The organism is Collinsella aerofaciens (genome assembly GCF_015556945.1).
In the GTDB taxonomy this organism is placed as follows: Bacteria; Actinomycetota; Coriobacteriia; order Coriobacteriales; family Coriobacteriaceae; genus Collinsella; species Collinsella aerofaciens_AO.
The window spans coordinates 20,740-44,489 of record NZ_JADNNH010000019.1; the positions used below are offsets into that span (position 1 = coordinate 20,740).

Annotated in this window: 17 protein-coding genes; 15 read left to right on the top strand and 2 right to left on the bottom strand. The window is 60.5% G+C overall.

What is annotated here, in order from left to right; all coding sequences use genetic code 11:
• The first annotated feature begins 35 nt into the window (after positions 1-35).
• The 11 genes from I2F59_RS06655 (at position 36) to ligA (ending at position 15,789) form a co-directional block, all read left to right on the top strand.
• Positions 36-257: a FeoA family protein gene (locus I2F59_RS06655; protein WP_006234774.1), complete on the top strand. Its 222-nt coding sequence runs from the start codon at positions 36-38 to the stop codon at positions 255-257.
• A gap of 123 nt (positions 258-380) precedes the next feature.
• Entirely contained in the window at positions 381-2,708 is a 2,328-nt protein-coding gene (feoB, locus tag I2F59_RS06660) for a ferrous iron transporter B (protein ID WP_195503634.1), read from the top strand.
• 202 nt (positions 2,709-2,910) lie between these two features.
• Positions 2,911-3,111: a hypothetical protein gene (locus I2F59_RS06665; RefSeq protein WP_117634210.1), complete on the top strand. Its 201-nt coding sequence runs from the start codon at positions 2,911-2,913 to the stop codon at positions 3,109-3,111.
• 102 nt (positions 3,112-3,213) lie between these two features.
• Positions 3,214-5,163 carry an NAD(P)/FAD-dependent oxidoreductase gene (locus tag I2F59_RS06670; RefSeq protein WP_195503635.1) on the top strand — a complete coding sequence of 650 codons (1,950 nt, stop codon included), beginning with the start codon at positions 3,214-3,216 and terminating at the stop codon, positions 5,161-5,163.
• A 664-nt stretch (positions 5,164-5,827) separates the two neighbouring features.
• Complete coding sequence (locus I2F59_RS06675; protein WP_195503636.1) at positions 5,828-7,081, top strand: ATP-binding protein; 1,254 nt, start codon at positions 5,828-5,830, stop codon at positions 7,079-7,081.
• A 501-nt stretch (positions 7,082-7,582) separates the two neighbouring features.
• A complete protein-coding gene (locus tag I2F59_RS06680) occupies positions 7,583-8,314 on the top strand; it encodes a GntR family transcriptional regulator (RefSeq protein ID WP_195503637.1) in 732 nt (243 codons plus the stop codon).
• 124 nt (positions 8,315-8,438) lie between these two features.
• A complete protein-coding gene (locus I2F59_RS06685) occupies positions 8,439-9,461 on the top strand; it encodes a LacI family DNA-binding transcriptional regulator (RefSeq protein ID WP_195503638.1) in 1,023 nt (340 codons plus the stop codon).
• A gap of 134 nt (positions 9,462-9,595) precedes the next feature.
• A complete protein-coding gene (locus I2F59_RS06690) occupies positions 9,596-10,933 on the top strand; it encodes a glutamine synthetase family protein (protein WP_055286015.1) in 1,338 nt (445 codons plus the stop codon).
• Positions 10,934-10,983: 50 nt separating this feature from the next.
• Positions 10,984-11,646 (top strand): response regulator transcription factor, encoded by a 663-nt coding sequence (locus I2F59_RS06695; protein ID WP_195503639.1) that lies wholly within the window; start codon positions 10,984-10,986, stop codon positions 11,644-11,646.
• A 205-nt stretch (positions 11,647-11,851) separates the two neighbouring features.
• Complete coding sequence (locus I2F59_RS06700; protein ID WP_195503640.1) at positions 11,852-13,312, top strand: S1C family serine protease; 1,461 nt, start codon at positions 11,852-11,854, stop codon at positions 13,310-13,312.
• A 248-nt stretch (positions 13,313-13,560) separates the two neighbouring features.
• Positions 13,561-15,789: an NAD-dependent DNA ligase LigA gene (ligA, locus tag I2F59_RS06705; RefSeq protein WP_195503641.1), complete on the top strand. Its 2,229-nt coding sequence runs from the start codon at positions 13,561-13,563 to the stop codon at positions 15,787-15,789.
• 64 nt (positions 15,790-15,853) lie between these two features.
• On the opposite strand, the gene I2F59_RS06710 is transcribed toward ligA, so the two are convergent.
• Both I2F59_RS06710 and I2F59_RS06715 read right to left on the bottom strand, forming a co-directional pair.
• A complete protein-coding gene (locus I2F59_RS06710; RefSeq protein ID WP_195503642.1) occupies positions 15,854-16,702 on the bottom strand; it encodes a MerR family transcriptional regulator in 849 nt (282 codons plus the stop codon).
• A 53-nt stretch (positions 16,703-16,755) separates the two neighbouring features.
• Positions 16,756-18,102, bottom strand: a complete 1,347-nt coding sequence (locus I2F59_RS06715) for an MATE family efflux transporter (protein ID WP_195503643.1) — start codon at positions 18,100-18,102, stop codon at positions 16,756-16,758.
• A 342-nt stretch (positions 18,103-18,444) separates the two neighbouring features.
• Between I2F59_RS06715 and I2F59_RS06720 the strand changes: the two genes are divergently transcribed.
• The 4 genes from I2F59_RS06720 to I2F59_RS06735 all read left to right on the top strand — a co-directional run bounded on the left by I2F59_RS06720 (position 18,445) and on the right by I2F59_RS06735 (position 23,360).
• Positions 18,445-19,482 (top strand): hypothetical protein, encoded by a 1,038-nt coding sequence (locus tag I2F59_RS06720; protein WP_195503644.1) that lies wholly within the window; start codon positions 18,445-18,447, stop codon positions 19,480-19,482.
• 235 nt (positions 19,483-19,717) lie between these two features.
• Positions 19,718-20,773 (top strand): GTP 3',8-cyclase MoaA, encoded by a 1,056-nt coding sequence (gene moaA, locus I2F59_RS06725; protein ID WP_271755788.1) that lies wholly within the window; start codon positions 19,718-19,720, stop codon positions 20,771-20,773.
• Positions 20,774-20,777: 4 nt separating this feature from the next.
• Positions 20,778-22,079 carry a molybdopterin-guanine dinucleotide biosynthesis protein B gene (gene mobB / locus I2F59_RS10070; protein WP_271755787.1) on the top strand — a complete coding sequence of 434 codons (1,302 nt, stop codon included), beginning with the start codon at positions 20,778-20,780 and terminating at the stop codon, positions 22,077-22,079.
• A 459-nt stretch (positions 22,080-22,538) separates the two neighbouring features.
• Complete coding sequence (locus I2F59_RS06735) at positions 22,539-23,360, top strand: HAD family hydrolase (RefSeq protein ID WP_195503645.1); 822 nt, start codon at positions 22,539-22,541, stop codon at positions 23,358-23,360.
• The last annotated feature ends 390 nt before the right edge of the window (positions 23,361-23,750 follow it).

Sequence of the window (23,750 nt, forward strand, 5' to 3'; positions counted from 1 at the left end):
CAGCATTTCATAAAAACCGAAAGGGGGACAAGAGGATGAAGACGTTGGGTGACGTTAAGGTGGGCGAGAGCTCCACCATCGTCAAGCTTCACGGTGAGGGTGCGCTTCGCCGCCACCTTATGGACCTGGGGCTCATCAAGGGCACTTCGTTCAAGGTCGTGAAGGTTGCACCGCTCGGTGATCCGGTCGAGATCAACGTGCGCGGCTACGAGCTTTCCATCCGCAAGGAGGAGGCCGCCGTCGTCGAGGTCCAGTAAGGACTCGGGGCGCATATTTCTGCAGATAAAGTTAGGTTTTTCTAACTTAATGCAGCATCTTTGAAGTACATTATCCAGCCTGCGCGGAGAAAGCAGCGCAGGCACACAAGGAAGAAGGATTGAATGGCGGATTCTCAGATCCATGTCGCGTTGGCGGGTAACCCCAACTGCGGCAAGACCACGCTTTTCAACCTGATCACCGGCGCCAACGGCTACGTTGGCAACTGGCCCGGCGTCACGGTTGAGAAAAAGGAGGCCAAGCTCCTAAGCGACAAGAACGTTACCATCACGGACCTCCCTGGCATCTACTCGCTTTCCCCCTACAGCCCCGAGGAGCAATGCTCGCGCGATTACCTCATGAGCGGAGAGCCCGATGTCGTCGTCCAGGTGGTCGACGCCACCAACCTCGAGCGCAACCTGTACCTGGCGCTTCAGGTTATCGAGACCGGCCTGCCCGTGGTCGTTGCCCTCAACATGGCCGACTTGGTCGAGAAGAACGGTGACAAGATCGACACGGACAAGCTCTCCAAGAAGCTCGGCTGCCCGGTTATGATGATCTCCGCTCTTAAGAACAAGGGCATCAAGGAGCTGTTCGAGCAGGTTAAGAAGTCCGCTGCTTCCAAGGGCCAGGTGCCGGAGCACAAGTTCGATTCTTCTATCGAGGACGTTCTAGACCACATCGAGAACAACCTTCCGGCGAGCGTTCCCGCCAACAAGCGCCGCTATTACGCCGTCAAGCTGTTCGAGCGTGATGCAGACGCCTGCAAACTCATCAACCTCACCAAGGAGAAGGCCGCTCGCGTGGGGGAGCTGGTCGCCCAGTGCGAGCAGGATTGCGACGACGATGCCGAGTCCATCATCACCGGCGAGCGTTACGGCGTCATCGCGCACATTATCGACGAGTGCCTCACTAAGGCTCCGGCCAAGATGAGCACCTCCGAGAAGATCGACCGCGTGGTTACCAACCGTATCCTGGGCCTGCCGATCTTTGTGGTCATCATGTTCTGTGTGTACTACATCGCCGTTTCTACCTTGGGCGGCACGGTGACCGACTTCACCAACGACCAGCTCTTCGGTACCGACGGTTGGTACGTGCTCGGTCAGGGTCGCGACGCCTACGACGCAGCTGTCGAGGCTGCGGGCGACAATGCCGACTCGGTCGACCCGGCGCAGTACGGCCCCTATGTCCCCGGCATCACCACCGTGGTGCACGACGCCCTTGTGGCAGGCGGCACCGAGGACGGTGGCCTGGTCGATTCGCTGGTCTGCGACGGTATCGTCGGCGGTCTGGGTGCCATCTTTGGCTTTGTGCCTCAGATGTTCCTGCTGTTCGTCATGCTGTCCTTCCTGGAGGACTGTGGCTACATGGCCCGTGTCGCCTTCATCATGGACCGCGTGTTCCGCCGCTTTGGCCTGTCCGGTAAGTCCTTTATTCCCATGCTCGTGTCCTCGGGCTGCGGCGTCCCCGGCGTCATGGCTACCAAGACCATCGAGAACGAGAAGGACCGCCGCATGACGGTCATGACCACCACGTTCATTCCCTGCGGCGCCAAGCTGCCGATCATCGCCCTGCTCATGGGTTCCATCATCGGCGATTCTTCCACCACCGCCGCGTGGATCAGCCCGCTCTTCTACTTCCTGGGCGTCTTTGCCGTCATCGCCTCGGGCCTCATGCTCAAGAAGACCAAGCTCTTCGCCGGCCGCCCGACGCCGTTCGTTATGGAGCTTCCTGCCTACCACTTCCCGGCGATCCGCTCTTGGGCGCTGCACGTGTGGGAGCGCTGCTGGGCCTTTATCAAGAAGGCCGGCACGGTCATCTTTGCCTCCACTGTCGTGGTTTGGTTCCTGTCCAACTTTGGCAGCTACAACGGCTCCTTTGGCTTCCTGCCTGCGATGGACGGCATCCCCGAGGAGTTCATGGACTACTCCGTGCTTGCCATGCTCGGCAACCTGGTCGCTTGGATTTTCGCCCCGCTCGGCTTTAGCACCTGGCAGGCCACCGCGCTGACTGTCTCTGGCCTTGTCGCTAAGGAGAACGTTGTCGCCACCGCCGGCTCGCTGCTGTCCGTCGCCGACGCGGGCGAGACCGACCCGAGCCTGTGGACCGCGTTTGCCGGCATGTTCCCGACCATGGGTGCTTGCGTTGCCTTTGGAGCGTTCAACCTGCTGTGCGCCCCGTGCTTTGCCGCCATGGGCACCATCCGCAACCAGATGGATTCCGGCAAGTGGACCGCGATTGCCATCGGCTACGAGTGCGCCTTCGCTTGGGTTATCGGCCTGTTCATCAACCAGTTCTACAACCTGTTTGTGCTGGGACAGTTTGGTATCTGGACGATTGTGGCCATCGTGCTGCTGGTTGCGATGCTCTTCCAGATCTTCCGTCCCATGCCCAAACATGCATGGACCGACGAGGACGAGACCAACACTGCTTCTGCCGCAGTTTCCGCCTAAGTCCGAATAAGGATTAACCCCTTTCCACGAGCCCGGGTGTCCCAGCGACCCCGGGCTTTTTGTGCATGGGAGACAGATTACTTTGCCCCAGAAGTTAAGATGTGGCGTTTCCGCAGATAAAACCGACCAAAATAAACCTGTCCCTTTTTGGTAGGTGGAGAATGGGGTAAAGTAAGTGGTGGTTAACTAGAGGAGGCTTGCTATGGCACCTATCGATATTGTTGTACTGGCCGTTATCGGTATTGCGTTTGTCGCCGTGTGCGTGCGCATCTACCGCAAGGGCACCTGCGCCGACTGCGCTCAGGGTGGCGTTTGCACGGGGCATTGTTCCAACAAAAAGACGTGCGCCGCACTTAAGGGCGTGGACAAAATCGCCGAAGACTTGGGCCGCGGTATTCATTAGCCGACCGGCGTTTGGGCATGTTTGACTACGGATACGGCAGTTGCTGATACGATAGGTACGTTAGCAACTGCCGCCGAGCGGCTCAAACGAAAGGAAGCCTGTATGGAGTCCTCTGCCTACCCGATGCTCTTTAGTCCGATCAAGGTCGGTACAACCGAGGTCAAGAACCGCGTCTTTATGCCGCCGGTGTCCACCAACCTGGCCGATCATGGCTATGTGACCGACGACTTGGTCGATCATTACCGTGCCCGCGCCAAGGGCGGCGTGGGCCTGATCATCACCGAGGTCGTGACGGTCGAGCCCACCTATACCTACCTGCCGGGTGACATGTGCTGCTACGACGACACGTTTATCCCCGGCTGGGAAAAGCTCGCCGCGGCCGTCCACGAGTACGGCTGCAAGATCATGCCGCAGCTCTTCCACCCCGCCTACATGGCCTTTAACATTCCGGGCACGCCTCGCCTGATCGCTCCGTCCTTTGTGGGCCCGTCTTACGCCCGCGAGGCACCGCGCCCTATCACGGTCGACGAGATTCACGAGCTCACGCATCAGTTTGGCGACGCTGCCGTGCGTATGCAGAAGGCTGGCGTCGATGGCGTTGAAGTCCATGCGGCACACGCCCACGGCATGCTCGGCGGCTTTTTGACTCCGCTCTACAACAAGCGTACCGACGAGTATGGTGGCTCGCTCGACGCCCGTATGCGCTTCTTGCTCGAGGTCATTGCCGAGATTCGCGAGCGCTGCGGCAAGGACTTTATCATCGACGTCCGCATCTCGGGCGATGAGTACACCGATGGCGGCCTGACCCTCAACGACATGATTTATGTCTCGCGTCGTCTGGAGAAGGCCGGCGTCGACATGATTCATGTGTCGGGCGGCACCACCATCAAGCGCGGCTCTGCGATTCCCGCCGCCGGCACGCAGCAGGCCTCGCACGCCGCTTGCTCGCGTGAGATTAAGAAGCACGTGAACATTCCCGTCGCCACCGTTGGCCGCATTAACGAGGCATGGATTGCCGAGGAGCTGATCGAGGACGGCGCTGCCGACATCTGCATGATGGGCCGCGCCAATCTGTGCGATGCCGAGTTCTGCAATAAGGCCGCTGCCGGCAACGCCGACGACATCCGTCCCTGCATTGGCTGCCTGCGCTGCCTGAACGGCATTATGTTCGGCAAGCGCATCTCCTGCACCGTCAACCCCGATGTTGAGCGCGACGAGGCCGGTTACGAGCCTGCCGCCGAGGCCAAGAACGTACTGGTTGTGGGCGCTGGTCCTGCGGGCATGGAGGCGGCGTTCATTGCCGCCAAGCGCGGCCACAACGTGGTGCTCGTGGATAAGCAGGACGAACCGGGCGGCGAGATGCGTATCGCGGCCGTTCCGCCGGCCAAGCAGGAACTCACCCGCGTGATCAAGTACCAGTATCGCCGTCTTGCTGAGGCGGGCGTGAAGTGCGTCTTTGGTACCGAGCTTTCGGCCGAGGACATTCAGCGTGACTACGCCGGCTACGAGGTCGTCCTAGCTTATGGCGCCGAGCCCATCGCTCCGGCCTTTATGCAGGGCTTTAAGCAGGTTATGACGGCTGACGACCTGCTGGGCGGCAAGGCCTTCCCGGGCAAGAAGATCGTCATCGTGGGCGGCGGCACCGTCGGCTGCGAGACGGCCGATTACCTGGCCCCGTTGGTCAACGACCTGTCGCCGGCCAACCGCGATGTCACTGTTATCGAGATGACCAAGACGCTCGCCGCCAACGAGGGCGGCGCCGGACGCGCGGTGCTCATCACGCGCATGCTCTCCAAGGGCGTTCACGTGCTGACCGAGGCCAAGGTGACCGAGATTACCGAGGACACCATCAGCTACGAGAAGGATGGCGAGGTCCACACCATCGCCGATGCCGATACGCTGGTGCTGGCGATGGGCTACCGTCCCAACACCAAGCTGGCCGACGACCTGGCTGCAGCCGGCGTTACCACCCACGTGCTGGGCGACGCCAACAAGTGCGGCAACATCCGCGACGCCATCGGCGATGGCTACAAGGTTGCCTGCGAGCTCTAGTCAACCCTTTGTGCGTGGGGGACAGGTTGCTTTGTACCAACTTGGTGCATGTAAACCTGGCCCCATTGCACCATTTGATAAAGCGCAAGCGGCCGCCGCTTTTGCGTTTTATCAAAGAAAGATCATGGTCGAGCCTTAAAGGCCTTTTGTCTGTGCGTCTTCCGCAATCATGTTGCGGTTGTAGACCAGGTGCAGATACATCGCGTCGTGCGCTGCGGTGGGGTTGCGCGCCTCGATGGCGTCGGCCACACCGTGGTGCGTGCGGATGGTCTCCTCGACGAGCTTATTTGCCCGTTACGTCGATAAAGAGGGGAACGGATGCCTTGAGCACGCCCATCGGACAGGTAACGACGAGGTTGCCGCCATCCCAGGGTGGCTTCATGGAATAGCGCCCGTACGCATCGAATTTCTCCTTTCATAGATGTGCGGCACAAAGAGCCCCGAGTTCATACGAGCTCGGGGCTCTTTTCGTTTGGATTGCAGACGTATTGACAGACGAAAACAGTCTGTGTCCGGTATTGAGCCATACGAAAGCGAAATTATGCGTCTTAATTCCGTACGCAAATAAAGACGAAAACCATTTGCGTCTTGGATAAATCAGTACGCAAACAGTTTTCGTCTTATAATACGGTTATGAATGGTACGAAACGAGGGGGTTGTTCATATGGTTGTTAGAGAAAGCCCTACAGTCGAATACAAGGAAAGCGTTACGCCGACGTTTCTTAAAACGGTGAGCGCCTATGCAAATTACGGGACGGGCAAGATTGAGTTTGGCGTTGATGACGAGGGCGTGGCTGTCGGCCTTGCAGATCCGGTCGCAGAGTGTCTCCGCATCGAGAACATGATTAATGACAGCTTGGACCCCGCTCCCCGTTACACGCTCGAGCCCGATGAGAAACACGGGACCGTAATCCTTACGGTTTATGAGGGCCAGGACAAACCCTATCGAAGCAAGGGAAAGGCCTACAGGCGAAACGATTCGGCAACGGTGGAGGTCGACCGGTTTGAGTATGGCAGGCTGACGCTCGAAGGCAGCAACGTAACGTTCGACGCGCTCACATCGGCTCGCCAGGACTTGAGTTTTCACACGCTCGAGCATAAGTGTGTTGAACATCTCGGCATTTCCGAGCTAACGCCGGATATTATGCGCACACTTCGCTTGCTCGGCAAAGATGGCTATACCAACGCTGCGGCGATTTTGGCGGATAGGAATGATTTTACGGGCATCGACTGCGTCCGTTTTGGCGATACCGAGGATGTGATCTTGGACCGTGAGACGGCGACAAATGTATCCGCAATTGAGCAGGTGGACAGGGCGGTGGCTATGTTTGCACGCTACTACCGTTTTGAGCGTATCGAAGGGATGGAGCGCGTCCAAACCGATCGAATTCCTCTCGAGGCGTTTCGCGAGGCTGTCGCAAACGCTTTGGTGCATCGGACGTGGGACGTTCGAGCGAATGTTCAAATTGCCCTGTACGACGATCGCGTCGTTGTGACTTCGCCCGGATCGCTGCCTGCCGGTTTGACGACGGAACAATATCTGTATGGGCAGATATCCGTGCTCAGAAACCCCATCATTGCAGAGGCCTTCTTAAAGCTGGATTACATCGAGAAATTTGGTACGGGAATTGCGCGCATTAGACGTGCCTATCGCGATTCGATCAATCAACCAATTTTTGATGTTCGCGGCGGCATGGTGGCCGTCACATTGCCCGTTACCGATGCCTTTGAAGGGTCCGAGGAAGAGGTCCAGGTTCTCAAGGCCTTGTCGGGTGGGCGAATTATGTCGCGAAGCGAAATTGAAAAACAGACGGGGCTGAGCCGCATGCGGACGTTGGCGGCACTCGAATCTCTGCTTGAACGGAATATAATCGTAAGGCAGGGAACCGGGCGGGCCACGAAATACGAGTGCTCATAGTCCAAAAGAGCCATGGTACAAGACGGGCCCCAAGCCAGCGTTGGCTTGGGGCCCGTTATATCCCGGATGGTAACGGGCCGATTATTGTCAAGTTATAGCAAAGTATAGCGACGTACAGCAAAGTATAGTGAGATATAGCAAGCCGTATAGCGCGCCTTGATTATCAACCCTTGATTATCAACCGTCCGTATTTCACAGCAACTTATAACAGGCTCGGGGTGCCAATTTGGGGTGCAGTAGTGCTGCGCCACGAAAAAGGCCTATCTACTACGTTTAAGCCGCAGGGGTCAACCATAGTCGGCTTTTTCGAAAATCGACAAGCTGTCTACCTGCGGTTTTGTTTTCACGGTTTTCGGTATGGCCGAGGCTATCCGTGTTAACGTAGTAGATGGGCCACTTTTGTGGCAAGGGGGCCGATTTGCGGGCCAGGGTAGCTAAAAGAGCCCCGTCCCAAAAAGACTGATTGGGAGCTGGGGCGTGTCGATGCGATAGTATTACGTGGTGAAATTCGACAAACCGTGGGCTTCATCCGAGGGCTTTATGGAACAACACCAGCATTATCAGAGCTTGCAAGATCAGGCATACAACGCACTGCGCTCCAAGATTATCTATGCCGAGCTCAAGCCCGGTACGCGCCTTTCAGCGATTGGTCTGGAAAAGGAGACGGGAATCGGGCGCACGCCCATTCGCGAGTCCTTTGTGCGCCTGCGTGAGCAGGAGCTGGTGGAAACGCGTCCAAAAAGCGGCACCTACGTCTCTAAGATCAGCATGGAGCGCGCCGAGAACGCCTGTTTCTTGCGCGAGAAACTCGAAAGAAGCGTGCTTATTAAATGCTGTTCGGCCGTCACGCCCGAGCAAAAACATCGGCTCGAGCAGATTCTTGCCGAGTCCGAGTCGCTCGACCATAGCGAGACGCGTCGCTTTTTTGATCTGGACAACCTGTTCCATGAGACGTGTTTTGAGATTGCCGGCCGCCACATGCTGTGGGGTTGGATGAAGAGCGTCAACACGCATTTTGAGCGATATAACTGGTTGCGTATGGTGTCGCAGGACCTAGATTGGGAGCCGATTCGTCGACAACATCGTCGGATTCTCGAGGCCATTAAGAGGGGCGATACCGACGCGGCGAGCTATCTGGCCGAGACGCACTTGCACCTGATGCCCGAGGAGCAGGGCCCGGTTATCGCATTGCATCCCGACTATTTTGAGCTGTCCAAAGACTCGTCTATCTAGCCCATCACTGCATCTGCTCGAGACGCAAAAACGATGCCGCTCACCTACAGCGTTTTGCAATCGAGATTTTAAAAAAATGCCTAAAATGGCTCAGACCGCCGACAATTGGGAAACGGGGTGCGCTATGGCGCAGATGAGAATCAAGGACATTGCCGCCGAGGCGGGCGTGAGCCCGGCCACGGTCTCGCGCTATCTCAACAACCGCCCCGGGCAAATGACCGAGGAGACCCGTGCCCGCATTGCCGAGGTCATCGAGCGTACCGGCTATCGCCCGCGTGCCGCCGCACGCAATCTGCGCTCCTCGCGTACGAACCTCATCGGCGTGATTCTGGCCGACATCGCCAACCCGTTCTCGAGCGCCATGCTCGAAGGGCTTTCCGCCAGCGCCGCCGCGCGCGGCTGCTCGCTCATGACGGCCATTAGTGGCAACGACCCCGCCAAGGAAGCGGAGTCGCTCACCAGACTTATCGATGCCGGCGTGGACGGCCTGGTCGTCAACACCTGCGGAGGTAATGACGAGGCGATCGCCGCGGCAGCGGGACGTCTGCCCGTTGTGCTGCTCGACCGCGATGTTGCCGACGGCGGTGTCGATCTGGTGACATCTAACAACCGTGAGCTGGTCGCCGGGTTGGTGGACGCCTTGGCCGCTGCGGGCAGCGAGCGCCTGTGCCTGCTCACCGAGGCAAGCGACGATAGCCCCGTGCGTCGCGAGCGCGCCGAGGCCTTTACCGACGAGCTGTCGCGACGCGGCCTTGCCGGCGAGGTTGTCACCCTGGCCGATGGCGGTGCCACGGGCGTTGGTCGCTTGGACGAGACCATGCGTGACTATGCCGGCAAAAAGCTCGGCCTCATTGCCGTCAACGGTCTGGTCTTCCTGCGTCTGACCGAGGCGCTGGCGCAGCTTGGTCCCTCGCTGCCGGCGGGGCTCAAGATCGCGACGTTTGACGACTACCCTTGGAACCATGTGCTCTTTGGCGGTGTGACCACGGCCGCGCAGGACACCCTCACCATCGCCGAGCGCGTAGTCGAGCGCCTGTCCGAGCGCATTGACGTCGTCACCACCACGGTGGGCGATGCCGCAAAGCTCGCCCCCAAACGCATCGAGGTTCCCGGTCACATCGAACACCGCGCTTCGACCTCGCGCTAGCTACTCGTTTGCAACTGCCTGTTCGCGCACGTTTTTTGAGCGCTTGATACGCTTTAACCCTGCGGAAACATTTTTCTGCGATAGTATCTGCGATATAGACCAGTCGAAACCCGCCCGAAAGAAAGGGGAGCGACATGAACCAGCAGAACATCGATTACGTACTCCGCTCCGTAGAGCAGCGTGACATCCGCTTTGTGCGTCTGTGGTTTGTCGACATTCTCGGCCGCCTCAAGAACTTTGCCATTAGCCCCGAGGACCTCGAGGTCGCTTTTGAGGAGGGTATTGGCTTTGACGGCTCCGCCATCGAGGGCTTTGCCACGCCCGAGGAAGCTGACATGCTGGCGTTTCCCGATGCTTCGACCTTCCAGATTTTGCCGTGGCGCCCGAGCCACAACGGCGTCGCCCGCGTGTTCTGCGATGTGTGCACCCCCGACCGCAAGCCCTTCGCCGGCGACCCGCGCGACGCCCTGCGCCGCATGTTCCGCAAGGCCGAGAAGGCTGGCTACCTGCTCAACGTGGGTGCCGAGCTGGAGTATTACTATTTTCCCGACGAGCACACGCCCGAGCCGCTCGACAACGTGGGCTACTTCGATCTTTCGGTGAGCGATGCCGCTCGCGACCTGCGCCGCAACACGGTCCTCACGCTCGAGAAGATGTCCGTGCCCGTGGAGTACACCTTCCACGCCGCCGGCCGCTCGCAGCATGGCATGAGCCTGCGCCACGCCGAGGCCCTGAGCATGTCCGACGCCATCACCACGGCCAAGCTCATCATTAAGCAGCAGGCTTACGAGAGCGGTTGCCACGCCTCCTTTATGCCCAAGCCGTTGGCGGGCGAGGACGGCAGCGCTATGTTCCTGTGCCAGTCGCTATTCGACCACGACGGCAACAACGTCTTTTGGGGCGAGGACGACGAGAAGTACCACCTCTCCGATATCGCCAAGCACTACATGGCCGGCATCCTGGCGCACGCGCGCGAGATCAGCGCCATCACCAACCCCACGGTCAACTCGTACAAGCGCATCACCACGGGTGGCGACTCCGTGCCGCAGTACGCCACGTGGGGCCTGCGCAACCGCGCGAGCATGGTCCGCATCCCGGTCTACAAGCCCGGCAAGCAGCTGTCCACGCGCATCGAGCTGCGCAGTCCCGATCCCATGGCCAATCCGTACCTGGTCAACGCCGTCACGCTGGCGGCTGGTCTGGACGGCATCGAGCGCAAGCTGGAGCTCCCGCCCGAGGCCACAGCCGAGACACTCAAGCTTACCGACCGTCAGATGGTCGAGGCCGGCTACACGCCGCTGCCGCGCTCGCTTAAAGAGGCGCTCGACGTGTTTGAGGACTCGCAGTTTATGAAGGATGCCCTCGGCGAGCACATCCACAGCTTCTTCCTCAAAAAGAAGCGCGACGAGTGGCATAAGTTTGAGTCTACGATCACCGAGTGGGAGATCAAGCACTACCTGGCGAACTCCTAATCGCACTGGCTTGTTCCAGTACGATTGAGCTCATTTCTTTGGAGGCCGATATGTCCGAAAAGAGTGCCCTGTTCATGGCGCGCACGACGCGCTTCCACGAGTTTGCTCGCAGCTTGACGACCACCCTGGGTGTCGAGGTGAGCCTGGCCACCCCCGATTCGCCGACTGCGGCGCACGACTTTGACCTGCTGATTCTCGATTCCGATGGCATCCGCAGCGACCGCATCGATCAGATTGCCAAGTGGCTTGACGATCGCGGCGGCGTCCCCATGTTGGTGATCGTTGACGACGAGGCGCTCGGTACCCTGCGCCTGCCGAATCACGCACATGCCGATTTTGTGTGCCCCACGGCGACGCCCAACGAGCTCAAGGCTCGCGCGCAGCGCCTGATGGGCGAGGAGGAGACCATTACTGCTGACGATGTGCTCAACATCGACAACCTCGAGATCAACCTCGCAACCTACCAGGTGACGCTCGATAATGAGCCCATCGACCTGACGCTGATGGAGTACTCGCTGCTGAGCTTTTTGGCGACGCACCCCAACCGTGCCTACAGCCGCGAAGTGCTGCTGCACCGCGTGTGGGGCTTTGAGTACTGCGGCGGCACGCGCACCGTCGACGTGCACATCCGACGCATCCGCTCCAAGGTGGGCCCGCAGATCGCGGCACATATCACCACCGTCCGCGGCGTGGGCTATCTGTTTAAGGACTAGATTTCCACCACAAAGGGGCAGACGCCTTTGTGGTGGTTTCGCCGTGGGCCGGGTCCTTTCGGGCCTGCAACAAAACTTAAGCCTTCCTAAAAGATTGCGTTCTCATACACGTTCGCCCGCATATTGGGGTACAACTCAACGTGAACAATGATGGCCCGCCACATGTTTGGCGGGCCTTTGGTTATTTGACGAAAGGATCGCAGCTATGAGCGAGAACGATTCCCAGCATCCCCAGGATGCGGGCAACGCCGGCGAGACCCAGCAGCAGCCGCGCGTGCAGGTGGAGTCGACGCCTGCCGGTAGCAACATTCCCTACGTGCAGGCCTACGACACGCAGACCGGAAAGCCGCTGGGCGGTGCGCAGGTCGTGAACAAGCACACGGTGGTCAAGACCAAGACCAAAAAGCTGCCGATCTTTATTACGGCACTCGCCGGCTGTGCCTGCGGCGCCCTGCTGGTCATCGCGCTTATCATGAGCGGCACGCTCAACATTGGCGGCGGCAAGAACGCCGTGACGGCGGGCGCTTCGGGCTCATCGACGCAAAAGATTACGATTGATTCCGAGGACACCACGTTGGCCGAGGCCGTTTCTGCCAAGGCATTGCCCTCCGTGGTTTCCATCACCGCCACTTCGAGCGGCAGCCAGAATGGCTCGCTTTCGCAGTCTGCCGACGAGTCGGACAACTCGGGCAGCGTCGGTTCGGGCGTGGTGCTCGATACCGAGGGCCACATCCTCACCAACAACCACGTGGTCGACGGCTACGACCAGTACGTGGTGACCATGGACGACGGCACCACCTATGAGGCCGAGTTCGTGGGCAACGACGCCTCGAGCGACCTGGCCGTCATCAAGCTCAAGGACGCCGACGCCTCCAAGCTCACGCCGATCGAGATTGGTGATTCCTCCAAGCTCAACGTGGGCGAGTGGGTTATGGCGATCGGCTCGCCGTTCGGCAACGAGCAGTCTGTCTCCACGGGCATTGTGTCGGCGCTGTATCGCTCCACGGCCATGAGCTCTACCAGCGGTAACACCATCTATGCCAACATGATCCAGACCGATGCCGCCATCAACCCGGGCAACTCCGGCGGCGCGCTCGTCAACGACAACGGTGAGCTGGTGGGCATCAACTCGCTCATCGAGAGCTACTCGGGCTCCAGCTCGGGCGTGGGCTTTGCTATTCCCGTTAACTACGCCAAGAACATTGCCGACCAGATCATCGACGGCAAGACGCCGGTGCATCCGTACATGGGCGCTACGCTTTCGAGCGTCAACGCGCTCAACGCCCGCACCAACAAGCTGAGCACCGATAGCGGCGCGTATGTGGCGAGCGTCGTTGAGGACGGTCCTGCCGCCAAGGCCGGCATTCAGGAGGGCGACGTCATCACCAAGTTGGGCGACGACGAGATCACGAGCGCCGATGGCCTGATCATCGCGCTGCGCAGCCACGAGGTGGGCGAGAAGGTCGAGATCACGCTCATGCGCGGCAAGGAAGAGAAGAAGGTCACCGTCGAGCTGGGCTCCGATGAGGAGCTGCAGAACCAGCAGCAGGACGACAGTTCGACCGACACCGGCAACGGCGGTATTACCGACGAGCAGCTGCGCCAGTACCTGGAGGAGCTGCTGGGCCAGCAGGGCCAGGGTCAGGGCTACGGCCAGGGTTACTAACGAGCCATTTCGCACATGCCGAAGCCAGAGGGGCTGTCCCATCAACGCGGGACAGCTCCTCTTTTCTTATTGATCCGTTGGGGACGGAGGAAAACGGATCATTTAGAGTTGATAAGAGCATGGTTGGATCGCGCGATCCACCCCGGTCTAGCGGCTGCCGATTCGGTGCGGTTTGAGACCGCTATTCGGCCCCGTTGCGACCGGTGGTACTCTTGTATCCGTTTGAAATCGAGCGAAGGAGTGCCGCTATGGAGCAATCGAGCCTGTTTGGTGACGGCGTGGACATCGATACCGAAACGCCCACGAGCACGGATACCGCTGCATCGGCCGATGCCCGTGCCCAGGCGGCAGCGCGTGCGGCCGAGCTGCGCCACGAGCTCGATTACCACGCCTATCGCTACTACATGCTCGATGCGCCCGAGATCACGGACGCCGCCTTTGACAAAATGCTCGTTGAGCTGCAGGAAATCGAGGCGACCTACCCCGATTTGGTAACGCCCGACAGCTACACTCAGCGCGTGGGCGGGTACGTGAGCGAGCAGTTTACGCCGGTCACGCACATGGCGCGCATGTATTCCATGGACGATGCTATGGATCTGGACGAACTCGACGCATGGCTCCAGCGCACCGAGGACGCGCTTGGTGCCGGCAGCGTCACCTATACCTGCGAGCTAAAGATTGACGGCCTGGGCGTCGCGCTTACCTATCAAAACGGCACCTTTGTGCGCGCCGCCACGCGCGGCGACGGCACCACGGGGGAGGACGTGTCGCTCAACGTCCGCACCATCAAGGATGTGCCCATGCACCTGTCCGAGCCGGCGCTCGCTCACATGGGCGCCGACCGCGAGCGCACCATTGAGGTGCGCGGCGAGGTCTACATGCCTAAGGGCAGCTTTGTTCGTCTGAACGACGAGGCCGATGCCGAGGGTCGCGACCCCTTCGCCAACCCGCGCAACGCTGCCGCCGGCAGCCTGCGCCAAAAGGACCCCAAGATCACGGCACGCCGCGACCTGGCCACCTTTATCTATGCCATCGCCGATACCGACCCGCTGCACGTCCACAGCCAGCGCGAGTTCCTCGATTGGCTGCGTAGCGCCGGCTTTAGCGTCAACCCCAACGTGGCACGCTGCGCCACGCCGGCCGAGGTCCACGAGTTCTGCGCCCAGGCGCTCGAGCACCGCGGTGACCTGGACTACGACATCGACGGCGTGGTCGTAAAGGTCGACAGCTTTCAGCAGCAGCTTGACCTGGGCTTTACTGCCCGCGCACCGCGCTGGGCCATCGCCTTTAAGTTCCCGCCCGAGGAAAAGCAGACCGTCCTGCGCGAAATTCGCATCCAGGTGGGCCGCACCGGCGTGCTCACGCCGGTCGCCGAGTTCGACCCGGTGATGGTTGCCGGCTCCACCATCGCGCGCGCCACGCTGCACAACATCGACGAGATTCGCCGCAAAAACGTGCGCGAGGGCGACACCATCATCGTGCACAAGGCGGGTGACGTGATCCCCGAGGTCGTGGGGCCGGTGCTCGACAAGCGCCCGGCCGATTCGGTCGACTGGCACATGCCCGAGGTCTGCCCCGTGTGCGGCAGCCCCGTGGTCCATGAGGATGGCGAGGTTGCCTACCGCTGCGTGTCCATCGACTGCCCCGCGCAGCTCAAGGAGCGCCTGCTCCATTGGGTGAGTCGCGGCTGCATGGACGTCGACGGCCTGGGCGACGAGATCGTCGACAAGATGATTGCCGCCGGCCTGATCCACGATGTCGCGGACTTCTACCAGCTCACGGTCGACGACATCGCAGGCCTGGACACGGGGCGCACCTATGCCAGCTCCAACAGCAAAAAGGGCGTCAAGAAGGGCGACCCCATTCCGGTAGGCCTCAAGACGGCCGAGAAAATCATCGCCGAGCTCAACAAGTCCAAGAGCCAGCCGCTCGGTCGCGTGCTGTTTGCCCTGGGCATCCGCCACGTGGGCAAGAGCGTGGGCGAGGTCATCGCCGAGCGATTCCTGTCGATTGACAAGCTCATCTTGGCGAGCGAAGAGGACATCGCCGAGTGCGAGGGCATCGGTCCCAAGATTGCGGCGAGCGTCAAGCAGTTCCTGGCCGTGCCCGAGAACCTTGCCGTGCTGGAGCGCCTGCGCCAGGCGGGCCTTTCGCTCGAGGTCGACTTGGGCGCCGCGCACGCGCAAGCCGCAGCCGACGCTGGCGTGGCGGGCGAGCTCGCCGACGCACAGCCACTCGCGGGTCTGACCTTCGTGCTCACCGGCACGCTCGTCAACCGCACCCGCGACGAGGCAGGCGCGGCGCTCAAGGTGCTTGGTGCCAAGGTCTCGGGCAGTGTTTCGAAGAAGACGAGCTATCTAGTCGCCGGCCCCAAAGCGGGCTCCAAGCTCACCAAAGCCGAGCAGCTGGGTGTGCCCGTGCTGGATGAGGACGCACTCGAGCAGATCTTGGCTACTGGTCAGGTGCCCCAGGCTTAGTGCATCGATAACCAAATTGAAGATCCGCCCGGAAAGCATGATTGAACTGCCTTCCGGGCGGATCTTATTTGGACGGGGCAGCCGGCACCGTGATCTGCGTCACATGGGTCGCGGGGTCGTCGCTGATGATGTCGTCAATGAGGGCGATCTCGCGTGAGGGGCCAGCGGGGGACAGCCTGTGTTCGCGCATATAGCCGAGCAGCTGCTTATAGCGCGGGCCCGCTTGCCCGTGTGTGCCGCGGAAGCTAATGGTCAGGCACCGCGCGGCGGGCCGCACCTCGACATCGCCCACGTAATCATCGGTGTCATCGAGCAGCAGAAAGACCTCGTCGTAGCCATCAAAGTCGCCGGCTGCGAGACGCTTGGCGCTGATCCCGACGCCCAAGTTGCCCAGAAAGACAAAGGTCTCGTGTTGCCCCTTCTGCAGCTGACGAATCTGCCACTCCAGCGCATAGGCGTCGGTAGGGTTGACGCGTTCGCGCAACACGGCGCAGCGGAGCTCGGGCGCATCGATTGTGCAAATGGTGTCGAGCTCGGTGTTCAGGGCATCGTGCAGCAGGGCAAGCCGGTTATCGATCTTGCGCGACACGCGTTCGAGCTCGCGGCGCTTGCGCTCGATGAGCTCCTGCTGCTGAGCCAGCTGCCGCTGCATGAGGTCCACATCGCGCGTGGTCACAAACTCGCGGATTTGCGCCAACGACAAGTCGAGAACACGCAGGTGGCTGATGGTATTGAGGGTGGAGAGCTGCCGCGATCCGTAGTAGCGGTACCCACTCGCCGGATCGATGTGCGCCGGGTCCAGCAAGCCCATCTGCTCGTAATGACGTAGCGTCCCCACGCTCAGGTTAAACAGGCGCGCCACCTCGCCAATTCGGAGCAGGCCCTCGGTATGTTCAGTTGGCGAGTCGGTCACAGGACAGCTCCTTTCAATAGGGTCGGGGAGGGCGCCAGGCTCGCGTCGCCCCGCTACGCTACCAGCTTGTCAAAAGCCCCGCGCCGGTTGAGCACGGTAAACGCAACAACACAGATGACTGCCGACAAAATCGACCCACACGGCGAGGCGATGCCCATGGGAAACAACGTATCGGAATAGGCGTTCGACAGCAGCCACGCGCCCGGCACGCGAATGAACGCCACGGCCAGCACGTTGTGTGCAAAGCCGATATAGCTCTTGCCATATGCAGCGAAAAAGCCGCTAAAGCAAATGTGGATGCCGGCAAAAATCGCGTCGAAAATGTAGCTGCGCATATAGCCGGTACCGGCCGCGACGACTGCGGCGTCCTTGGCAAAAAAGCCAATAAACGCCGGCGCCACCAGCCACATCAGCACCGTGACCAGGCAACCGTACGCCACCGAGATGGTCATGGCGTCCTTGAGTACCTGACGCGCACGATCGCCCTTGCCTGCGCCGGCGTTTTGCGCCGTGAGTGCGCTGACGGTGGCGCCCATGGAACTCGGCACAATGAACAAAAAGCTGATCATCTTTTCGACCAGGCCCACGGCGGCGGCGTCGACGAGCCCTCGGTGGTTGGCGATGACGGTGATAAACATAAACGCCACCTGGATGCAGCCGTCCTGTACGGCCACGGGCACGCCGATCTTAAGAATGCTGCCGAGCACCTCGGGCTGGGGGCGCAGGTCGCTGCGCTTAACGTGGATGTTCGTGCGGTGGCTCTTGAGCCACACGAGCGCGAGGACAACGCTGGCCGTCTGGGCGGTTACCGTGCCGAGCGCCGCACCCACGGGGCCGAGCCCCATGTGGCCAATGAACAGGAAGTCGAGCGCAATGTTAATAATGCACGCCACGCCAATCACGTACATGGGCGAGCGCGAATCGCCCAGCCCGCGAAAGATGGCCGAAAGAATGTTGTACGCGGCGATAAAGGGAATGCCGATAAAGCAGATACGCAGGTAGGCGGCGGTGCCTTCGACTGCCTCGGCTGGCGTGCCAATGAGCGCCACGATCTGCGGGCACAGCGCAAGCAAGATGGCGGCCAGCACCACCGAGACACCCATAAAGAGCGTGATGGTGTTGCCGATGGCGGTCTCGGCGCGGTCGAAGCGGCGTGAGCCCACGGCATGGCCGACGATAACCGTCGTTCCCATGGCCAAGCCCACGAGCGTCACGGTAATGATGTAGAGCGTCTGCGCGCCATTACCCACGGCGGTGATGCCGGCGGCACCGCTGAACTGCCCCATCATGTACAGGTCGGCCATACCGTAGAGCATCTGCAAAAAGTACGAGAGCATATAAGGCAGGGCAAAGACCGCGATGGTCTTAAGGACATTGCCGCGTGTGAGGTCGTGTTCCATGGGCGGGGCTTTCTGGCTGGGTTCGTTTAGCTACCAGTGTAGTGAAAACCCTACAACGATTGTAGAGTCAAGGTTTGTGTCGGCAGTGGGGCGAAAAAAGTCACGCTCCGAGCGCGGTCATTTCCATTTGAATACGGGCATGCGCCGTGTAGGCTTAGCGCCTCTCACCTCGCCTCAAACCATCACAACATTCGACGTTTTTTGCCAAAATCGGGAAAAGCATCGAATGTTGTGATGGTTTTTCTGCCACTCGACCGGGTGGAATCGCTTTCTTGCACACGAAGGTGTGCGGACCCGTGGGCAGGGGAATAAGGTTGGTTATCCGACTCCATTGGAGGGCTCATGGACCTGCCGATTGTCCTGTCCCATAAGACTGCCTGGCTGTACCACAACGTGGCGCGCCCGTCCGAGCCGCTCTCGCGAGCAAGCAGCCTATACGATGAGGATTCGCTTGCTAACGAGGCGGAGCCGGCTGCGGGCCTGCCCAAATTGGGACTCGATGCCAAGGGGCTGAGGGCTTCAACGGCAGTTGGGATCGTTACCGACTATCTGGTTTCGCTTGGTATTCCACGAGAAGAGCTCGATCATATCGACACGCTCGTCAACTTCGATTTTGAGCGCTCGACGCCGGCTGGATTTAGGTGCCACGTGTTTGGGGCGCCGGTACCTCCAGGCCATCTTATCGAGGTGGCAGAGGGCCTTCTAGTGGTTGATGAGGCCATGTGCTTTGTCCAAGCGGGTTCGTGGATGAGTGAGCCCGAGCAGCTGGAATATGGCTACGAAATCTGCGCCCGATACCATTTGAATCATCTGTCGACAGGCGATTATATCGAGATGGGGCAGAGGTATACCGTTGCCGGCTTGATTGCTTATTGCAATGAGAACCGATCTCGTCAGGGGGCCATACGCGCGGCTGCCGTGCTCAGGCGCGTGCACGATGGCGCGCGGTCGCCAATGGAGACGGCCGCCGCAATCATGGTCGTAGCAAAACGTTCCCAGGGAGGGCTGGGATACGCCAAGATCGAGCTCAACCATCGGGTCGATGTTCCCAACGAGTTCAAGTATCTCGCAAAGGCCGGGTATTTCGAGATCGACGTATATGCGCCTGCGAGCGGTACGGGGATTGAATACAACGGCTCGGACCATCTTGATAAACAGCGCAGCGCGTCGGATGCGGAGCGCATGACCGTGCTGAGCGCACTGGGCTTTAAGATGATCGTCCTCACCGGGACTCAGTTTGCCCATCAGCTGCAATTGCACCGGGCGATGAACGCCATCGCGCTCGCTATGGGTCTCAAGTGCGACCGAAGCGAGGTGTTCCAGAAACGTCAGAATGACCTGCGAGAATTCGTGATTCGACACTGGGACGGCAGCCTTTAGGGACGCTTTGGTCCTTCTACGGGGTGCCGTGGGCAGGCAGACCATCACAACATTCGACGTTTTTTGCCAAAAACGGGAAAAGCATCGAATGTTGTGATGGTTTGTATGCTGAGGATGGGCTTGGGAAGCCGGTCTTGCTCGAAGCGACCTGTCCTGTCGTACGGGTGTCGGCATGATTCTCCCGTGGGGTATTATGTTTTCTGAAGAATAAAACGCCGCGTGAGGGGAGGGCTGCGTGGACGGGCGCGTGCAACATGACGGCTTTGGCCGCGATATCAACTACCTGCGCATTGCCGTTACCGACAAGTGCAATTTCCGCTGCATCTATTGCATGCCGGCCGATGGCGTGGCGCCCCGTGTACACGACGAGCTACTCAGCGCCGAGGAAATCGCCCGCTTCGTGCGCTTGGTGGCGGGGGAGGGCATTCGCCGCGTGCGCCTGACGGGTGGCGAGCCGCTGGTCAGCCGCCGTATCATCCCGCTTATTCGTGACATCCGCGCGATCCCGCAGATCGAGGACATCTCGCTCACCACCAACGGCGCCCTGCTGCCCAAGCTGGCGCCGCAGCTCAAGGATGCCGGGCTTAACCGCGTCAATATTTCGCTCGACACGCTCGACCCTACGCTCTTTGGAAAGATCACGCGCCTGGGTCGACTCGAGCAGACCATGGCTGGCATCGACGCGGCACTGGTTTGGGGCTTTGAGCCCGTTAAGGTCAACTGCGTTGTGGTGCGCCGGCTCAACCAGGATGTGGAGGCCCTTGCGCAGCTCACGCTCGACCGTCCCATTCACCTGCGCTTTATCGAATACATGCCCATCGGCGACGAGCGCACGAGCTCGCATTGCGCTGTGGACCCGCATGCGCCCGCGCTCAATCCCGAGCTGTGGGACGCGAGTGACACCGTTCCGAGCGACGAGCTGCGGGCGCGCATCAATGCCGGGGCCACCGCGGCGGGACTGGGTGAGCTCGAGCCGCTCGACATCAACGACGCTCCTGCCGGCGCGGGCCCTGCGCGCTATTGGCACTTTCCGGGTGCGGCGGGAACGGTCGGCTTCATCAGCGCCATGTCCAATCATTTTTGCGCGAATTGCAACCGTCTGCGCCTGACGGCCGATGGCAACGTGCGCCCGTGCCTGTTCAGCGATGCCGAGTATTCGGTGCGTGAGGCGCTGCGCCGTGGTGATGATATGCAGGTACTTTCGATTTGGCGCGATGCCGTGGCCCACAAACCGCAGGAACACGCGATAATTGAGGGCACGCAACGATTTATGTCCCAAATCGGAGGATGATCATATGGCCAAGAGCAGGTACGCCGATGCCACCAAGGCCGCTCGCAGGGCCGCGATGTCTGCCCACAAAGTCACGGCTGCGGCGAATGCTGGTAACGCCGACGCGTCCGCGCAGCCGACTGCCAGCGCTGCCACCGAGCCCGCCCGCGACGCCCGTCGTGACGAGCTGACGCACGTGGACGCCAAGGGCGAGGTACGCATGGTCGACGTGTCCGACAAGGCCGAGACCCATCGCATTGCCATCGCCGAGGGCACCATCCTCATGCACCCCGAGACGCAGACCATGGTGCTGCAGGACCGCGCCAAAAAGGGCGACGTGCTTGCCTGTGCGCGCGTGGCGGGCATTATGGCCATCAAACGCACGAGCGACATCATCCCTATGTGCCATCCGCTGCTCATTACCAAGAGCAAGTGCGACATTGCGCCCATCGCTCCGGCGGGGACGCCGGCCGAGGACGTGCCCGAGGGCTGGGCGCCGGCGCGCGCGGACGGGCAGGTTGGCTTTCACGTGCTGGTTACGGCGGGCGTGACGGGCAAGACGGGTATCGAGATGGAGGCCCTGACCGGCGCGAGCGCCGCGTGCCTAACGATCTACGACATGTGCAAGGCGGTCGATCGCGGCATGGAGATCGTTGACGTGCGCCTGCTGCACAAGGAGGGCGGCCGCTCGGGCGTGTGGGATCGTGCAGAGCGTCAGGCCGCTGCTGTTGAGGCCGTGGCCGCTGACGGCGACGCACACGCAAGCGCACCCGTCGCCGTTGCACCCGCAGCTCCGGCCCCGGCCGTCCCCGCGATCGCGTTTATCGGCTACCAAAACTCGGGCAAGACCACACTTGTCGAGAAGGTTATCGCCGAGCTCACCCGCCGCGGCCTGCGCGTGGGTTCGCTCAAGCATCATGGGCATCACGGCTTTGATATCGATGTACCCGCTAAGGATACCTGGCGCCATCACCAGGCCGGATCCAAGCACGTGGGCCTCATCTGCGCCACGCGCTGGGCGGAGTACGCCGACACGCGCGAGGAGGACGAGATGCCCGCGCGCGAGCTGCTGTCGCGCTACAACGATGTCGACGTGGTGATCATCGAGGGCTACAAGACCGAGGGTTTCGACAACATCGTCGTCGCGCGATCGGGTGTCGACCGTCTGCGCGGCAAGAGCTCGCTCGACCTGGTCGATGGCCACACGCTGGCCCTTGCCTGCAACGAGGCCCTGGCGCGTCAGGCCTTCGACGCCGGCTTTGCGACCCGAGCCATCAACATCAACGACGCCCGAGCCATCTGCGATCTCATCCAAGACCATCTTTAAGGCTCGACGCTGCGCCGGCCCCAAGCACCCCATCTCGCCCCTCAAGCCGTCGCTCGCGTACCAAAGTACGCGTCGCTCCTCTTTCGGGGCGACCTGGGGCACTTGGAACCGGCTCGCTGCGCTGCCATAACCTGCTAAAAAGGGACAGGTTTGTATTGGCAGGTTTTATCTGGGCAAACGTCACTTCCACCACAAAGGGGCCAGGCACCTTTGTGGTGGTTTTTGCTTTGCAGTAAACCCATCACAACATTCAGCGAAAATCGCGATTTTGCCGAATAACGTCGAATGTTGTGATGGTTTGCGCCCCGGGCCAGGCCACCCCGCGGGTTTGGCCACCACAAAGGGGCCAGGCACCTTTGTGGTGGTTTTTGCTTTGACGGGCTGCGCCCGTGCCTTGGTATACCATGTACGCCGTTCACGACCACACCCCACACCGCCGCACAACCCAGAAAGGCCCCCATGGACACTACCTTCAGCCACATCAAAGTCGTGTTCTGCGATATCGACGGCACGTTGCTCACGAGCCGGCACACGGTGTCCCCGCGCACCGTGGCGGCGATCCGCGCCCTGCGCGAGCGCGGCGTGCTCTTTGGCCTGTGCACCGGGCGTGACGCCCATGCGACCGAGGCCATGTACGAGCTCTGGGGCATCGAAGGCCTGGTGGACGTGCTCGTGGGCTGCGGTGGCGCCGAGGTCATCGACCGTGCGCACGACATCAACGAGCTGAGCTATCCGCTGCCGGGCAAGACCATCGCGCGCATCTGCGAGCACATGGCAGACCTGCCGGCAACGCCCGTTTGCCCTCGGGATGGCGTGCTCTATGTGCCCGAGAGCAATGCGTGCGTCGAGCACCTGTCGCGCGTCGACGGCGTGCCCTACAAGGTGGTCGACTTTGCCGAGTTTTTGCGCGAGCCGCAGACCAAGGTGATGTTTACCATGGCGCCCGAGGTGATGCCGCAGGTCATCGAGCGGGCGTCGACGTTTTCCGATGACACTGTTAAGGCGGCGGCTCTGCAAACCACGCAGCGGCTCTACGAGTTCATGGATCCGCGCGTGTCCAAGACGCGCGGCCTTGTGCGCGTGGCGGAGCTCAACGACATGGAGCTCCAGGACATCTGCGTGTTTGGCGATGCGGACAACGACACCTGCATGGTGGCTGACGCCGGCGTGGGCGTGGCCATGGCAAACGGCAGCGACGCCACCCGTGCCGCGGCCGACTTTGTAACCGCGAGCAACGACGAAGACGGTGTCGCGATCTTTATCCAGGAGCACCTGCTGTAGTACTGCGCGCTGGACAAAAACCACCACGAAGGGGACAGGCACCTTTGTGGTGGTTCGATCAGGCGTCCCGGCAACCGATTGCCGGGACGCTTATTTGTTCCGAGGCGAATCGACGCGGGGAACAAACGACCACTCACAGTCAAATATCGACCGTTCACAGATTGAGTGGGTTAAAACAAAATGTTGTACAAATAACAGCAAAGTGTCATTTACCTATCTTTGCCAACGATTCTAACTGCAGTTTTCCAAAACTGAAAAATCGAATAACACTGCATAATTTGAATAAATGTCAAGAATGTTAGCGTCGGATTATTTTAGCCAAATATAGTCGGCCGAGATTGACCAATCCCGGCCGACCCATTTTAGCCAACACGCCCGCATCTATGACTT

Excerpts from the sequence above, each read along its gene's own strand:
- I2F59_RS06735 (WP_195503645.1), top strand. The coding sequence starts at position 22,539 with ATGGACACTACCTTCAGCCACATCAAAGTCGTGTTCTGCGATATCGAC.
- mobB (WP_271755787.1), top strand. The coding sequence starts at position 20,778 with ATGGCCAAGAGCAGGTACGCCGATGCCACCAAGGCCGCTCGCAGGGCC.
- ligA (WP_195503641.1), top strand. The coding sequence starts at position 13,561 with ATGGAGCAATCGAGCCTGTTTGGTGACGGCGTGGACATCGATACCGAA.
- I2F59_RS06665 (WP_117634210.1), top strand. The coding sequence starts at position 2,911 with ATGGCACCTATCGATATTGTTGTACTGGCCGTTATCGGTATTGCGTTT.
- I2F59_RS06685 (WP_195503638.1), top strand. The coding sequence starts at position 8,439 with ATGGCGCAGATGAGAATCAAGGACATTGCCGCCGAGGCGGGCGTGAGC.
- I2F59_RS06690 (WP_055286015.1), top strand. The coding sequence starts at position 9,596 with ATGAACCAGCAGAACATCGATTACGTACTCCGCTCCGTAGAGCAGCGT.
- I2F59_RS06700 (WP_195503640.1), top strand. The coding sequence starts at position 11,852 with ATGAGCGAGAACGATTCCCAGCATCCCCAGGATGCGGGCAACGCCGGC.
- I2F59_RS06695 (WP_195503639.1), top strand. The coding sequence starts at position 10,984 with ATGTCCGAAAAGAGTGCCCTGTTCATGGCGCGCACGACGCGCTTCCAC.
- I2F59_RS06655 (WP_006234774.1), top strand. The coding sequence starts at position 36 with ATGAAGACGTTGGGTGACGTTAAGGTGGGCGAGAGCTCCACCATCGTC.
- I2F59_RS06715 (WP_195503643.1), bottom strand. The coding sequence starts at position 18,102 with ATGGAACACGACCTCACACGCGGCAATGTCCTTAAGACCATCGCGGTC.
- feoB (WP_195503634.1), top strand. The coding sequence starts at position 381 with ATGGCGGATTCTCAGATCCATGTCGCGTTGGCGGGTAACCCCAACTGC.
- I2F59_RS06670 (WP_195503635.1), top strand. The coding sequence starts at position 3,214 with ATGGAGTCCTCTGCCTACCCGATGCTCTTTAGTCCGATCAAGGTCGGT.
- I2F59_RS06720 (WP_195503644.1), top strand. The coding sequence starts at position 18,445 with ATGGACCTGCCGATTGTCCTGTCCCATAAGACTGCCTGGCTGTACCAC.
- I2F59_RS06675 (WP_195503636.1), top strand. The coding sequence starts at position 5,828 with ATGGTTGTTAGAGAAAGCCCTACAGTCGAATACAAGGAAAGCGTTACG.